The 14,073-nt window shown below is 56.9% G+C and carries 13 protein-coding genes; 9 read left to right on the top strand and 4 right to left on the bottom strand.

The features are described 5' to 3' along the window. Positions 1 to 16 precede the first annotated feature (16 nt). From ACFL9S_RS05865 to tyrR, 3 genes are all read left to right on the top strand, one after another. Entirely contained in the window at positions 17 to 1,414 is a 1,398-nt protein-coding gene (locus ACFL9S_RS05865; protein WP_405260894.1) for a YcjX family protein, read from the top strand. Next, positions 1,411 to 2,478 (top strand): TIGR01620 family protein, encoded by a 1,068-nt coding sequence (locus ACFL9S_RS05870; RefSeq protein WP_405260895.1) that lies wholly within the window; start codon positions 1,411 to 1,413, stop codon positions 2,476 to 2,478. The genes ACFL9S_RS05865 and ACFL9S_RS05870 overlap by 4 nt, the downstream gene beginning before the upstream one ends. A 101-nt stretch (positions 2,479 to 2,579) precedes the next feature. Further along, positions 2,580 to 4,145, top strand: coding sequence for a transcriptional regulator TyrR (gene tyrR, locus ACFL9S_RS05875; protein ID WP_405260896.1), 1,566 nt, complete (start codon positions 2,580 to 2,582; stop codon positions 4,143 to 4,145). Between the two features lie 3 nt (positions 4,146 to 4,148). Here tyrR and ACFL9S_RS05880 read toward each other — a convergent pair whose 3' ends face one another. After that, a complete protein-coding gene (locus ACFL9S_RS05880; RefSeq protein WP_405260897.1) occupies positions 4,149 to 5,042 on the bottom strand; it encodes a LysR family transcriptional regulator in 894 nt (297 codons plus the stop codon). 97 nt (positions 5,043 to 5,139) lie between these two features. On the opposite strand from ACFL9S_RS05880, the gene ACFL9S_RS05885 reads away from it, so the two are divergent. Beyond that, complete coding sequence (locus ACFL9S_RS05885) at positions 5,140 to 5,844, top strand: SDR family NAD(P)-dependent oxidoreductase (protein ID WP_405260898.1); 705 nt, start codon at positions 5,140 to 5,142, stop codon at positions 5,842 to 5,844. 123 nt (positions 5,845 to 5,967) lie between these two features. Here ACFL9S_RS05885 and tpx read toward each other — a convergent pair whose 3' ends face one another. Continuing rightward, complete coding sequence (gene tpx, locus ACFL9S_RS05890; protein WP_405260899.1) at positions 5,968 to 6,471, bottom strand: thiol peroxidase; 504 nt, start codon at positions 6,469 to 6,471, stop codon at positions 5,968 to 5,970. Between the two features lie 119 nt (positions 6,472 to 6,590). On the opposite strand from tpx, the gene ycjG reads away from it, so the two are divergent. Then, entirely contained in the window at positions 6,591 to 7,574 is a 984-nt protein-coding gene (gene ycjG, locus ACFL9S_RS05895) for an L-Ala-D/L-Glu epimerase (RefSeq protein WP_405260900.1), read from the top strand. Here ycjG and mpaA read toward each other — a convergent pair. Then, entirely contained in the window at positions 7,554 to 8,261 is a 708-nt protein-coding gene (gene mpaA / locus ACFL9S_RS05900) for a murein tripeptide amidase MpaA (protein WP_405260901.1), read from the bottom strand. The two genes, ycjG and mpaA, sit on opposite strands and share 21 nt — an antisense overlap. Positions 8,262 to 8,413: 152 nt before the next feature. Here mpaA and ACFL9S_RS05905 point away from each other — a divergent pair, with 152 nt between their 5' ends. The 3 genes from ACFL9S_RS05905 (at position 8,414) to licT (ending at position 11,567) form a co-directional block, all read left to right on the top strand. Continuing rightward, a complete protein-coding gene (locus ACFL9S_RS05905) occupies positions 8,414 to 10,030 on the top strand; it encodes an ABC transporter substrate-binding protein (RefSeq protein WP_405260902.1) in 1,617 nt (538 codons plus the stop codon). Positions 10,031 to 10,207: 177 nt separating this feature from the next. Next, positions 10,208 to 10,531 carry a hypothetical protein gene (locus tag ACFL9S_RS05910; protein ID WP_405261068.1) on the top strand — a complete coding sequence of 108 codons (324 nt, stop codon included), beginning with the start codon at positions 10,208 to 10,210 and terminating at the stop codon, positions 10,529 to 10,531. Between the two features lie 172 nt (positions 10,532 to 10,703). Next, positions 10,704 to 11,567: a BglG family transcription antiterminator LicT gene (gene licT / locus ACFL9S_RS05915; RefSeq protein WP_405260903.1), complete on the top strand. Its 864-nt coding sequence runs from the start codon at positions 10,704 to 10,706 to the stop codon at positions 11,565 to 11,567. A 62-nt stretch (positions 11,568 to 11,629) separates the two neighbouring features. On the opposite strand, the gene ACFL9S_RS05920 is transcribed toward licT, so the two are convergent. Then, positions 11,630 to 12,814 carry a sugar transporter gene (locus ACFL9S_RS05920; protein WP_405260904.1) on the bottom strand — a complete coding sequence of 395 codons (1,185 nt, stop codon included), beginning with the start codon at positions 12,812 to 12,814 and terminating at the stop codon, positions 11,630 to 11,632. 261 nt (positions 12,815 to 13,075) lie between these two features. On the opposite strand from ACFL9S_RS05920, the gene glsB reads away from it, so the two are divergent. Then, entirely contained in the window at positions 13,076 to 13,999 is a 924-nt protein-coding gene (gene glsB, locus ACFL9S_RS05925) for a glutaminase B (protein ID WP_405260905.1), read from the top strand. Positions 14,000 to 14,073: the final 74 nt, after the last annotated feature.

Below are 14,073 nucleotides of genomic sequence, written 5' to 3' on the forward strand. Positions count from 1 at the left end.
GGTGCCAACGCCACAGATGAAACGACTACAACATGAATTGCTGTCGCTGGTGAATCGCGGCGCGGATCGCCATCTGCGCCTGGCCGTCACCGGATTAAGCCGCAGCGGAAAAACCGCTTTTATTACCTCGCTGGTGAATCAACTTCTTAACGTCAATTCCGGCGCGCGGTTGCCGATGTTTTCTGCCGCGCGCGAACAGCGCCTGCTGGGCGTAAAACGCGTGCCACAGCGCGATCTCGGTATCCCCCGGTTTACCTACGATGAAGGCGTGGCCCAGCTGTACGGCACGCCGGCCGCCTGGCCAACGCCCACCCGTGGCGTCAGTGAAATCCGCCTGGCGCTGCGCTACCGTTCGCAGGGATCCCTGCTGCGACACTTTAAAGAGACCTCCACGCTCTATCTGGAGATCGTCGATTACCCCGGTGAATGGCTGCTTGACCTGCCGATGCTGGAACAGGATTACCTGAGCTGGTCGCGTCAGATGACGGGCCTGTTACAGGGCGATCGCGCCGAATGGGCGCAGCACTGGCGCCAGCTGTGTGAAGGGCTTGACCCGCTGGCCCCGGCAGATGAAAACCGTCTGGCCGATATCGCCGCCGCCTGGACCGACTATTTACAGCGCTGTAAACAGGAAGGCCTGCACTTTATCCAGCCGGGCCGTTTTGTGCTGCCCGGAGAAATGGCGGGTGCGCCCGCCCTGCAATTTTTCCCCTGGCCCGAGGTGGCAGAAGGGGGCGAAACCCGTCTGGCGCAGGCCGATGCGGGCAGCAATATCGGCATGCTGCGCGCCCGCTACCAGTATTATTGCCAGCACGTGGTCAAAGGATTCTATAAAAATCACTTCCTGCGTTTCGATCGCCAGATCGTGCTGGTGGACTGTCTGCAACCGCTGAACAGCGGGCCGCAGGCGTTTAACGATATGCGCCTGGCATTGACCCAACTGATGCAAAGCTTCTCCTACGGCCAGCGCACGCTGTTTCGCCGTCTGTTTTCCCCGGTGATCGATAAGCTGCAATTTGCTGCCACCAAATCCGACCATGTGACTGCCGATCAGCACGCTAACCTGGTGTCGCTGCTCCAGCAGCTGGTGCAGGATGCCTGGCAGAATGCAGCGTTTGAAGGCATCAAGATGGACTGCATCGGGCTGGCCTCGGTGCAGGCTACCCAGAGCGGCCGCGTTGATCACCAGGGCGAAAGCATTCCGGCGCTGCGCGGGCACCGTCTGTCTGATAACACCCCGCTGACGGTTTACCCTGGCGAAGTGCCGCCGCGCTTGCCGGGCCAGGCTTTCTGGCAGGATCAGGGGTTCCATTTTGAACAGTTCCGCCCGCAGGATCTGGATGTTGACCGGCCTTTGCCGCATATCCGCATGGATGCTGCGCTGGAGTTTCTACTGGGAGATAAACTGCGATGACCGCACCGATTAAACCAAGAATTGATTTTGCCCAGCCGCTCAGCGAAGACGTTGTACCGGTGTTACGCCCGCAGCAGGCATTTGCTGAGCAGCAGGCTAATTTCGTTGCCACGGAGCCAGAGCTGGACGTTGAACCGGAAGGTGCCGGAGAGCTGGCGGTGGAAGCGGCGCTACGGCCCAAACGCAGCCTGTGGCGCAAAATGGTGATGGCGGGGCTGGGCCTGTTTGGCGTCAGCGTGATCGCGCAGGGCGTACAGTGGACGCACCAGGCATGGATAACCCAGGACTGGATCGGCCTTGGCGGCACCGTGGCGGGCGGCTTGATTGTCGCGGCAGGCGCAGGGTCGCTGATCGGCGAATGGCGCCGCCTGTATCGCCTGCGTGAGAGGGCGGAAGAGCGTGACGTGGCGCGTGAACTGCTGGCCAGCCACGGCAGCGGCCACGGCAGCGGCCAGGGCCGCGCTTTCTGCGAAAAACTGGCGCAGCAGGCGGGGCTGGAATCGGGCCATCCGGCCCTGCAACGCTGGCAGGCTTCGTTGCATGAAACGCAAAACGATCGTGAAGTCGTGGCGCTGTATGCCCAACTGGTGCAGCCCGTCCTGGACCGTCAGGCGCGGCGTGAAATCAGCCGTTATGCCGCTGAATCGACGCTGATGATCGCCGTCAGTCCGCTGGCGCTGGTGGATATGGCGTTTATCGCCTGGCGCAACCTGCGGCTGGTGAACCGCATTGCCGCGTTGTATGGCATTGAGCTGGGTTATTTCAGCCGGCTGCGGCTGTTCCGCCTGGTGCTGCTGAACATCGCTTTTGCCGGTGCGTCAGAGCTGATCCGCGAAGTGGGCATGGACTGGATGTCACAAGATCTTGCCGCCCGACTTTCCACTCGCGCCGCGCAGGGGATCGGTGCCGGGCTGCTGACTGCCCGCCTCGGGATTAAAGCGATGGAGCTGTGCCGCCCGCTGCCGTGGCTGGAAGGGGATAAACCGCGCCTGGGTGATTTCCGCCGTGAGCTGATAGGGCAGTTGAAAGAGAGCGTGCAACGCAGCGGTAAAGACAATCGGTAGATAAACTGTCAACTTTTCATGACAGAACACTTCTGGCCTGACGAGGGATAGCGTATTATCAATAAATACGCTCCGCACTGTGATAATAAAGGTTAAAACGCATGCGTCTTGAAGTCTTTTGCCAGGATCGAATCGGTCTGACCCGTGAACTGCTGGATCTGCTGGTTGAACGCAGCATCGATCTGCGCGGTATCGAAATTGCCGCCATTGGCCGCATCTACCTTAACTTTTCCACCGTCAGCTTTGAGCAATTCAGCCAGCTGATGGCGGAAATCCGCCGCATCCCCGGCGTCACTGACGTGCGGACCGTCTCCTATTTGCCCTCCGAGCGTGAACATCGTGCACTGAGCGCGCTGCTGGTCGCGCTGCCTGATCCGGTGTTTTCTATCGATCTGAAAAGTAAAGTAGAACTGGCGAACCCGGCGGCCCAGGCCCTGTTTTCCCTTAATGAAGAGAAGATGCGTAATTACAGCGCCGGTTCGCTGATCGCCGGTTTCAATTTCCAGCGCTGGCTGGAAAGCGAACATATTGAGCCTGAAGCGCATCACGTGGTGTTGCAGGGTCGCGACTTTCTGATGGAAGTCACGCCGATTTATGCGCAGGACGAAGAGACGGTGGCCCCGAACCCGGTCGGCGGCGTGGTGCTGCTGAAATCCACGGCGCGCATGGGCCAGCAGTTGCAGAATCTTATCGTCAATGATGACAGTGAATTCCAGCACATTGTTGCTGTCAGCAGCAAAATGCGTCAGGTGGTGGATCAGGCGCGTAAACTGGCGATGCTGGATGCGCCACTGCTGATTATCGGCGATACCGGCACCGGAAAAGATATGCTGGCGCGTGCCTGCCACCTGCGCAGCGCGCGCGGCAAAAAACCCTTCCTGGCGCTGAACTGTGCCTCACTGCCGGATGATGTGGCCGAGAGTGAGCTGTTCGGTCATGCGGCTGGGGCTTACCCCAATGCGCTGGAAGGGAAAAAAGGCTTCTTCGAGCAGGCCAGCGGCGGCTCTGTGCTACTGGACGAAATCGGGGAAATGTCACCCCGTATGCAGACCAAACTGCTGCGTTTTCTCAACGATGGCACCTTCCGCCGCGTCGGAGAAGAGCACGAAGTTCATGTGGATGTGCGGGTGATCTGCGCCACGCAGAAAAACCTGATGGAAATGGTGCAGCGCGGAGAGTTCCGTGAGGATCTGTTCTATCGCCTGAATGTGCTGACGCTTAACCTGCCACCGCTGCGTGACCGCCCGCAGGACATCCTGCCGCTGACCGAAATGTTTGTCGCACGCTTTGCTGATGAGCAGGGCGTACCTCGGCCAAAACTCTCTGCGCAGCTGAACGCCTTCCTGACCCGCTATACCTGGCCGGGCAATGTGCGCCAGTTGAAGAATGCGCTGTATCGTGCACTGACTCAGCTGGACGGCTATGAGCTGCGTCCGCAGGATATCGTGTTGCCGGAATATACGATGGAGATGCCGCTGGGGGATGATGCCATTGAAGGATCGCTGGATGATATCACCAGCCGCTTTGAGCGCTCGGTATTGACCCGGCTTTATCTCTCTTATCCCAGCACGCGCAAATTGGCAAAACGTCTGGGTGTTTCTCACACCGCGATTGCCAACAAACTGCGTGAATATGGCTTGAGCCAGAAAAAGAGCGATGCGGAATAAGGATTATCGCGTTTCGCGCAGGTAATCTATCAACGCTCGCAGAGGCGTGGGCACCACCGTATTGCCGGGATAATAGAGTGAGTATCCGGCAAACGGCGGTGTCCAGTCGTTGAGGATCGGCACCAGGTCTCCGTCCGCTATCGCCTCGTCCACCAGAGCACCGAACAGATAACTGATGCCCGCTCCTTGTTTCACTGCAGCAACCAGTAATTCTGGTTCGTTGACGCGTAACGGGGCAGCGATATCCACCTCCAGCTTTTTTCCGTTTTTCTCAAATTCCCATCGCCACAGTGTGCGATCCGACGGTCGAAAGTAAGAGAGACAGCGGTGCTGGTGCAGTTCTGCAGGATGCTGTGGGTATCCGTTTTGTGCCAGATACTGAGGGGATGCTACAACGCGCATTTGCACTTCGCCTCCCAGCGGTACGGCAATCATATTCTGATGCAGTTTTTCACCCAACCGTATCCCCGCGTCATACCCTGCGCTGACAATATCGATCAATCCCTCTTCTGAGACAATCTCCAACTCAATCTCTGGATAACGTGCCATAAATCCGGCCAGTTGAGGGGCCAGCAGGTGCAGCGCTGCTAACCGTGGCGCATTGATACGCAACGTGCCCCTCGGGATGCGGCTGTGGCTGGCAAGGTCGGCTACTGCCGCATCCAGCTCGGCCAGCAGCGGATGCAAACGGGCAATAAGTGCAGCCCCGGCTTCCGTAGCAGCAACGCTGCGCGTGGTCCGGTGCAACAGGCGAACGCCGTGGCGCTGTTCCAGAGATTTGATGGTCTGGCTGAGTGCTGAGGGCGTCAGCGCCAGGCGAGCGGCAGCCCGCGCAAAATTGCCGCATTCTGCAATAGCCATAAGTGCCCGTAACTCCATAAATTCACTGCCACGCATTCTGTCTTTCCACTTAATACTCCATGAAGATTAAGCAGTATTATTTAATAATCCGCTCAGTGCCAGAATCTCCTCTCTGAAAACGAAGGAGTGAACCATGAGTTTTAAACAGCAACGCATTCTGATTACCGGTGGTAGCAGTGGTATTGGTCTGGCAGGCGCGCAGCAGTTGGCACGTGAAGGCGCTGAACTAATTATTACGGGTCGCAATCCAAAACATCTGGCAGAGGCAGCCCAGTTATTACCAGTGAGAACCCGGGTACTGCACTCGGACAATAGCGACCCCGACGATCTGACGGCATTAGTGGAGTGCGTCAAACAGGCGGGGCCGCTGGATGGATTGTGGCTGAACGCGGGTTATGCTGCGACAGCGACGTGCGATCGGCAAGACAAGACGTTCTTTGATGCGATGATGGCCGCGCTGTCCGCTTTCCTGAAACCGGGTGCGGCCGTTGTTGTGACGGCCTCCTCTTCAGCCTATGAAGGTGCGGCGGCGACCAGTATTTATGCCGCCAGTAAAGCCGCGCTGATAGCCTTAACGCGCTGTTGGGCAACGGAACTGGCAGCACGCCAGATTCGGGTTAATTGCCTGGTGCCAGGCCCTGTAAGCAGCGAGCTGCGCAGCTTCCTGCCAGCGGATCAGCGCGAGGAATTTGAACAGGGTGTGCTGGCTCAGGTGCCGTTAGCGAGGATTGGGCGTGCGGAAGAAGCGGCGGCGGTCGCACTGTTCTTGCTGTCAAACGCTGCGAGTTATGTGACCGGGAGTCAGTACTGCGTGGACGGGGGATTGCTGATGCGATAGAACAGGCCACAAGGGCCAACAAACTGCGTGAATATGGCTTGAGCCAGAAAAAGAGCGATGCGTCGTAGGGGCGAGGCACGCCTCGCCCTGGGTCGGGCATGCCCGACCCCTACGAAAAAAATATTACTTCAACGCTGCCAGAGCGGCATCGTAGTCTGGCTCGGTGGTGATTTCATTCACCAGCTGGCTGTAGATGACGTTATCTTTTTCATCCAGAACCACAACCGCACGCGCCGTTAGTCCGGCCAGCGGGCCATCCACAATCGCTACGCCGTAGTCTTTTTTGAACTCGCCGCCACGCAGGGTGGAGAGTGTGACCACGTTGCTCAGGCCATCTGAGCCGCAGAAACGTGACTGGGCAAACGGCAGGTCTGCTGAAATGCACAACACAACGGCGTTATCAACATCACCCGCCAGCTGATTAAACTTACGCACGGACGTTGCACACACGCCGGTATCAATGCTTGGGAAGATGTTAAGCACTTTGCGTTTGCCCGCATACTGGGACAGAGAGACATCGGAGAGATCTTTGGCCACCAGGGTGAACGGCTTTGCTGGCTGGCCCGGCGCTGGCAGTTGCCCGTCAACGGAAACCGGGTTGCCCTGGAAATGTACGGTCTGAGACATAATCTATCCTTTTAATGTTAATGGTGTTTAACCTGCTTCAGTGTATGCCATGCTGGAGCAGTGAGACAGTATAAATGCGACACAATGTGCTGGCATCAACTCAGATTAAGGATTTAAGCATGAGAAGTGTGAAAACTTACCCGGAAAGCTGGCCGTTACATACACCGTTTGTCATCGCTCGAGGTGCCCGCAATGAAGCGGGTGTGGTGGTGGTTGAGCTGGAAGAAAATGGCATTAAATCCATCGGTGAATGCACGCCTTATGCGCGTTATGGCGAGAGTGAGGCCTCGGTGCTGGCGCAGATTACCGCGTTGTTGCCCGCGTTGCAGCAGGGACTCACGCGTGCTGAACTTCAGCAGCAGCTGCCAGCGGGGGCCGCGCGTAATGCCATTGACAGTGCGCTGTGGGATCTGGACGTGGCGCGTGCCGGGCAAAGCCTGTGGCAGCTCACGGGAAGCCAGGCGCCTGCGCAGATCGACATGGCGCAAACCGTCAGCATTGATGTGCCGGAAATGATGGCCAGCAGCGCGCTGGCGTTGTGGGAGAACGGGGCCAGACTACTGAAAATTAAACTCGACGATCATCTGATTACCGAACGGCTGGTGGCGATCCGCAGTGCCGTGCCGCAGGCGACGCTGATTGTCGATGCTAATGAGTCCTGGCACAGCGAAGGGCTGGCAGCGCGCTGCCAGCTGCTGGCTGACCTCGACATCGCGATGTTGGAACAGCCGCTGCCTGCGGCTGACGATGCCGCGCTGGAGAACTTTATCCACCCCTTGCCGATCTGCGCTGACGAGAGCTGCCACACCGTAGACAGCCTGCCTGCGCTGCACGGGCGCTATGAAATGGTGAATATCAAACTGGATAAAACAGGGGGGTTAACGGCCGCGCTGGAACTGGCGCAAGCGGCGCAGGCACAGGGTTTTGCCATCATGCTCGGCTGTATGCTGTGCACCTCGCGCGCCATTCGTGCCGCGCTGCCGCTGGTGCCGCAGGCGCGCTTTGTCGACCTTGATGGCCCCACCTGGCTGGCAGTGGATGCCGAACCTTCGCTGCCGTTTAGCTGCGGACGTATCGAACTGTCACGGCTGCCAGTAGAGTAAATCGACCAGCGGCCCCAGATAGCGTTCGGTCGCTTCATCGGCGGCAACGGGGGGAAATTCGGCCGTGATGCACGGCAGATTGATATCGGCGCACCAGCTGCCAAACGAACCCGGCGTGGCATAACCCACGCTGGTGACCAGCGGCAGGCCGGTTTTTGCGGCCAGCCAGTGCCCCAGCGCGCTGCTGTGCGGATCTTCAATACAGGCCAGCGGTTCATGGAAGGTGACAATCCAGGACGGGGAGAGCCGGTGAATCAGCTGGCACAGCGCTTTGGTTTCCGGTTCGGAAGCGGCATGCTCACCGGTGGACAGCAGCACGTCGCGTTCCTCTGCTACGCTGTTCCAGCGGTAAACCGTGTCGCCAGGCTGCCAGTTCGCGGCAGGGAAATTACGGTTAAGATCCACGCCGTTAGCGTTGGCCCGCAGCCCGAGCTGGCAACCGTCGGGGTTCACCGCCAGTACCACATGATGCCGACGGTGACTGTCCTGTAAGGTACGCATTGCGCAGGAGAGGGTTACCACGGCAGCGGTTTCATCACCATGCGTACCGGCAAGGATCAGCCCGCTGTCATCGTCTGCCAACGGGGCCGGAAACCACAGCAGTGGCGCCCCCAGCACTGACTGTCCATAATGTTGCGTGAGCGCATCCAGACGACCACGCAGGGGCCGGGGGTGAAGTAATGACATGGTCCTGCTCCTGAAAAAAAAGTTCTGCGCTTAGCCTGGCACATCACCCGCTGCGGTTCACCATAAAAACGCTGTTTCGCAGCGTGCAATTTGCGTTAGAGTGCCAGCAGTAAAAAACACCCGCCGTTTCGCTGACAGGTAAGGATATCTCCATGAGGACATTATCATCTTTTGCGCTGGCTGCTTTAGCGCTGAGTATCAGCTCAACTTCGCACGCTGCCGATGTTCCGGCAGGCACCCAACTGGCCGCACGCCAGGAAATTGTTCGTCATATTAAAGATGAACCGGCCTCGCTGGACCCGGTAAAAGCGGTCGGTTTGCCTGAAATCCCGGTGATACGCGATCTGTTTGAGGGGCTCACCAATCAGGATGCCAGCGGGAAAATCATCCCTGGCGTGGCTACGGCCTGGCAGACTAATGACAATAAAACCTGGATTTTCACGCTGAGGAAAGATGCCCGCTGGTCAAATGGTGACACTGTCACGGCATCAGACTTTGTCTACAGCTGGCAACGCCTCGTGGACCCCAAAAATACCTCAACGTTCGCCTGGTTTGCGGAGCTGGCCGGGATTGAAAATGCGGGTGCGATTGTTAAAGGTGAGATCAGCCCGGATAAGCTGGGTGTCAGCGCCATTGATGCCACTCATCTGAAAGTGACACTCGACAAGCCGGTCCCTTATTTTGTCAGCCTGACGGCCAACTTTAGCCTGTTCCCGGTGCCGCAAAAGGTGATTGCGGAATATGGTGATCAGTGGACGCGTGCGGGCAACCTGGTCGGTAACGGTGCCTATCAGCTCAGCAGTCGGGTCGTGAATGAGAAGGTCGAACTGGTGCGCAATCCACACTACTGGGACGATGCACATTCGGTGCTGACCAAAGTCACCTTTGTACCGATCAGCGAAGAGTCCAGCGCCACCAAACGTTACCGTGCCGGGGATATCGATATCACCGAGTCCTTCCCGAAAGAGCTTTACGGGCTGCTGAAGAAAGAGATCCCCGCAGAGGTCTACACGCCTGACCAGCTCGGCACCTATTATTATGCGTTTAATACCCAGAAGGGGCCGACGGCGGATGTGCGCGTGCGTCAGGCGCTCTCCTGGTCGATTGACCGCAAAATCATCGCAGAGAAAGTGCTGGGCACCGGTGAAAAACCTGCCTGGCATTTTACGCCGGACGTTACGGCAGGTTTTTCCCCGAAAGCCAGCTTTTTGCAGCAGCACAGCCAGGAAGAACTTAATGCGCAGGCTAAGTCACTGCTCGCGGCGGCAGGTTATGGTCCTGGGCATCCGCTAAATCTGACGCTGCTGTACAACACCTCGGAAACGCACAAGAAGATTGCCATTGCCGTGGCCTCCATGTGGAAGAAAAATCTTGGGGTGAATGTGAAGCTGCAAAACCAGGAGTGGAAAACCTACATTGATAACCGTAATAGCGGGAATTTCGATGTGATCCGCGCGTCCTGGGTGGGGGATTACAACGAGCCTTCGACGTTCCTTAGCCTGCTGACCTCCACGCACAGCGGTAATATCGCCCGTTTCAACAGCCGCGAATATGATGCGGTGCTGGCGCAGGCCAGCCGTCAGACCAATGACAAAGCGCGTAACGACGACTACAACCGTGCTGAACAGATGATTGCCGGGCAGGCACCGATTGCACCTATCTATCAGTACACTAACGGTCGGCTGATCAAACCTTATGTGAAGGGATATCCCATCACTAACCCGGAAGATGTGGCCTACAGTCGTACGCTGTATATTTTGAAACACTAGAGGCTGATGGCCTGCATCACGGGTCACTGGCTGAGCGGAAAAGAGGGGTAGCGTTGCTTTTCCGGTTGAACCGTTCGTACCTAAAGCCTGGAAAAGCAGCAGTTAACGCTGCTGCTTATGCCATTGAGTCGCACAGGTTACGTGCACAATGGTGTCATTCTGTCTGGAACGGTAATGATGATGAAACTGACCCCTCTGCTGTTACTCTCGCTGTTGCTGAGCGGCTGCGCCTTGAAGCAATATCCCGATTCGCCGCCGGTCAGCGCCGTGCAGGCGGATCAGCTGGACTGCCAGGGCGTGCAGCTGCAAATTGCCGAACAACAAAAGGTCCAGCAGGATATCGACAAAACCGGGGAGTTTGATGCGTTGACGGTGGTGGGTGCCGCCATGGACTTCGGTATTGGCAACGGTATCGCGAAACATCAGGCGCAGAAACAGGCGACAGAGCGCGAGCAACAGTTACAACAGCTGGCCGCAACGAAGTGTCACCGCACGACTTGAGAAACAAATCGTAACAAACCGGGAGTTATGTCACAGATCGGCAGCCTGGCACTTGAGGCCTGCGCATAATCCCTTATCGTGTTCACCACTGGATTGTTACTGCATTTATGCAGGCAAAACCTGGCCGCTGGAGCATATCCGGCTGTCAGGTTTTTTTGTTTCAGGCAGGGAAATGAAAATAGCAAAAGTTCTGAATAATAATGTGGTCATCGTTCATGACGAACAGGGTCATGAACAGGTGGTAATGGGCCGTGGACTGGCGTTTAAAAAACGCAGTGGGGACGATCTCGACCCGACGCTGGTCGAAAAAACCTTTTCCCTGAAAAGTCGGGAGCTGACCGGGCGCCTGAGCGAACTCTTGTCCGAAATTCCGCTGGAAGTGGTGATTGCCAGCGAATGCATTATTGCGCTGGCGCGTGAGCAGCTGTCCTGTGCGCTGCACGAAAGCCTGGCGATTGCGCTGACCGACCACGTGAATTTTGCCCTGACCCGTCATCAGCAAAATCTGCCTATCCGCAATGTGTTGCAGTGGGAGATCCGCAGCCTGTATCCGAAAGAGTATGCGGTCGGGCTGGCGGCACTGGATATCATCGAAAAACGCTTAAAAGAGCGCTTACCGGAAGACGAGGCCGGGTTTATTGCCCTGCATCTGGTCAATGCTCAGCTGGGCAGCGAAATGCCCGCAGTGATGCATATCACCAAATTTATGCAGGAAATTCTGCATATCGTTAAGTATCAGCTGCAACTGGATTACCAGACCGACTCGCTGAGCTACAACCGTTTTGTGACCCACCTGAAGTTTTTCTCTCAGCGTATGCTGGGCAAACGCGGGGTCTACAGCGACGATGAATCACTGCACGATGTGGTGCGCGATCGTTATCCTGCTGCGTATAAGTGCGTGGAGAAAATCGACCGCCATGTGATGAAAAACTACGAATATACGCTGGGCAGTGAGGAGCGGATGTTTTTGACGATCCACATCGAGCGGGTGAGAAAGGAGACGCTGGCGCTGGGGGAAAGCCCGGACGAGGCGTGATTTTCGGTTTGAACCGGACGCGGCCAGGAGAGGGCATTCACCCCGATCCTGGCCGCCCTGTATTAACCGTTCAGGCGCAGCTGCGGATAACGCTTCATGCTGATCGCACACCACAACAGTGACAGCACGCCGATGGCACCGCCCACGTAGCCTACGCTGGCCATATTCAGATGCAGACTCACCTGATTTCCCAGCAGTGCGCCCGCACCGATACCAATATTGTAGATCCCGGACAGCAGCGACATCGCCACATCGGTCGCATCCGGTGCCAGGGCCAGTACGCGCACCTGCACAGCCAGACCAATCACCATCATCGCCATGCCCCAGATAATACACAGGGTGGAAATCGCCAGCGTGTGGGTTGCAGACACATACAGCGACAGCATCGACAGCGTAATTAACGCAATTGCACCGAGCAAAAAGGCGGCCGGATATTTATTGCCGTAAATGCTGAACAGAATGCTTCCCACAATGCCCGCAGCGCCGAAAATTAACAGCAGGAAGGTGGTGAAGCCGCCGCTCAGTGATGCCACGCTCTGAATAAACGGCTCAATATAACTGTACGCGGTGTAGTGCGCCGTCACCGTTACCGCAATCAGAAGATACAGCGCGACCAGCGCCGGGCGGCGAAACAGCATCGGAACACTTTTCAACGATCCGGTATGTTCACTGGGTAATTTCGGCAGCAGTTTCACCAGCAACAGCATGGTAACCAGCGCCACGACGCCGATCACCGCAAAGGTGATGCGCCAGCCCAGCAGCTGACCGATCATGCGACCAATCGGCAAACCGAGCACCATAGCCAGCGCAGTACCGGTAGCCAGCATACTCAGCGCCTGGGTTTTTTTTCCTGCCGGTGCGACGCGGATCGCCAGTGAGGCGGTAATCGACCAGAAAATCGCATGCGAAAACGCAATACCAATGCGCGAAGCCACCAGCGTCGTGAAGTCCCACGCCACCGAGGAGAGCGCATGGCTGGCAATAAACAGCACAAAAATCACAATCAACAACAGGCGACGCTCAACATTACGCGTCAGCAACATCATTGGCAGTGACATCAGCGCCACCACCCACGCATAAATCGTGAGCATCAGGCCGACCTGCGCCGTCTGCATGGAAAAACTGCTACCGATATCCGACAGCAGGCCCACCGGAACAAACTCCGTGGTATTGAAAATAAACGCAGCAATAGCGAGCATGACCACGCGTAGCCATGCGGTCTTACGGGAAACAGTAGTTGATTGCATTGAAGTTAGCGATGTGTTGAGAGAATGTTAACCCGAAAGAGCAGGTCAAAGAATAAAGTGGCGATATTGTCTTTTATTTATTCGCCAGATGAAATAAAAAAATCAATAAAATTGTAAATCAGAACGTTTATATAAGCGGGGGTGATGGCGAGGCCTTATTTTCCTGGGTTCATCCACCTCAGTATTTGACGCCACAGCGGCCAGGCCGCAGAATCGCGCAGGAATTCAATTCATCAAGCCAGCAGCAGAGGAAAGGTATACGTGAGCGTTCTGGATAATGCATTGTTGACGGACATCTTGCAGCAGGTCCGGCCATTAATAGGTCAGGGAAAGGTGGCTGACTACATTCCGGCACTGGCCGATGTGCCTGCTGACCGCCTGGGAATTGCGGTCTGTATGCTCGACGGCACCGTGTATCAGGCCGGGGATGCGCAGGAGCGGTTCTCCATCCAGTCAATCTCCAAAGTGCTGTCACTGACGCTGGCGCTGACGCGTTATCAGGACAGTGAACTCTGGCAGCGGGTCGGCAAAGAACCGTCCGGTCAGCCGTTCAACTCACTGTTGCAACTGGAGCTGGAGCAGGGCAAACCACGAAATCCGTTTATCAATGCCGGTGCGCTGGTGGTGTGTGACATGCTGGAAACCCGTCTGACCGCGCCGCGCCAGCGCATGCTGGAGGTGGTCAGGAGCCTGACCCAGGAACCGGACATTGCCTATGATCGCTATGTAGCGCGTTCGGAGTATGACCATTCCGCACGCAATGCCGCCATCGCCTGGCTGATGAAATCCTTCCGTAACTTCGACAATGATGTACCTAAGGTGCTGCAAACCTATTTCCATTACTGCTCAATGACGCTGAGCTGCGTCGAACTGGCGCGCTGCTTCCTTTATCTTGCCAACCACGGTAAAGGTCTGGGGCAGGAGGCACCGCTGCTGACGCCGAAACAGACCCGGCAGATCAATGCACTGATGGTCACCAGCGGTATGTACGATGGTGCGGGCGAATTTGCCTGGCGTGTGGGGATGCCGGGTAAATCAGGCGTCGGGGGTGGGATTGTTGCCGTGGTGCCGGGGGAAATGAGCATCGCCGTATGGTCGCCGGAGCTGGATGGTTCCGGTAACTCGCTGGCGGGGACGGCCGCGCTGGAGCTGCTGGCGGAGCGTATTGGACGGTCGATATTTTGATGCCGGGGCAGGTGCTGTTCACCTGTGATTAATCACATAGCGCAATCAATGATTGATCGTAGTCAACGTCCGGT

The organism is Erwinia sp. AnSW2-5 (genome assembly GCF_045107195.1).
Lineage (GTDB): Bacteria > Pseudomonadota > Gammaproteobacteria > Enterobacterales > Enterobacteriaceae > Erwinia.

Bases quoted from the DNA above. Each gene is read 5' to 3' on its own strand.
- ACFL9S_RS05865 (WP_405260894.1), top strand. From the start codon at position 17: ATGAAACGACTACAACATGAATTGCTGTCGCTGGTGAATCGCGGCGCG.
- ACFL9S_RS05870 (WP_405260895.1), top strand. From the start codon at position 1,411: ATGACCGCACCGATTAAACCAAGAATTGATTTTGCCCAGCCGCTCAGC.
- tyrR (WP_405260896.1), top strand. From the start codon at position 2,580: ATGCGTCTTGAAGTCTTTTGCCAGGATCGAATCGGTCTGACCCGTGAA.
- ACFL9S_RS05880 (WP_405260897.1), bottom strand. From the start codon at position 5,042: ATGCGTGGCAGTGAATTTATGGAGTTACGGGCACTTATGGCTATTGCA.
- ACFL9S_RS05885 (WP_405260898.1), top strand. From the start codon at position 5,140: ATGAGTTTTAAACAGCAACGCATTCTGATTACCGGTGGTAGCAGTGGT.
- tpx (WP_405260899.1), bottom strand. From the start codon at position 6,471: ATGTCTCAGACCGTACATTTCCAGGGCAACCCGGTTTCCGTTGACGGG.
- ycjG (WP_405260900.1), top strand. From the start codon at position 6,591: ATGAGAAGTGTGAAAACTTACCCGGAAAGCTGGCCGTTACATACACCG.
- mpaA (WP_405260901.1), bottom strand. From the start codon at position 8,261: ATGTCATTACTTCACCCCCGGCCCCTGCGTGGTCGTCTGGATGCGCTC.
- ACFL9S_RS05905 (WP_405260902.1), top strand. From the start codon at position 8,414: ATGAGGACATTATCATCTTTTGCGCTGGCTGCTTTAGCGCTGAGTATC.
- ACFL9S_RS05910 (WP_405261068.1), top strand. From the start codon at position 10,208: ATGATGAAACTGACCCCTCTGCTGTTACTCTCGCTGTTGCTGAGCGGC.
- licT (WP_405260903.1), top strand. From the start codon at position 10,704: ATGAAAATAGCAAAAGTTCTGAATAATAATGTGGTCATCGTTCATGAC.
- ACFL9S_RS05920 (WP_405260904.1), bottom strand. From the start codon at position 12,814: ATGCAATCAACTACTGTTTCCCGTAAGACCGCATGGCTACGCGTGGTC.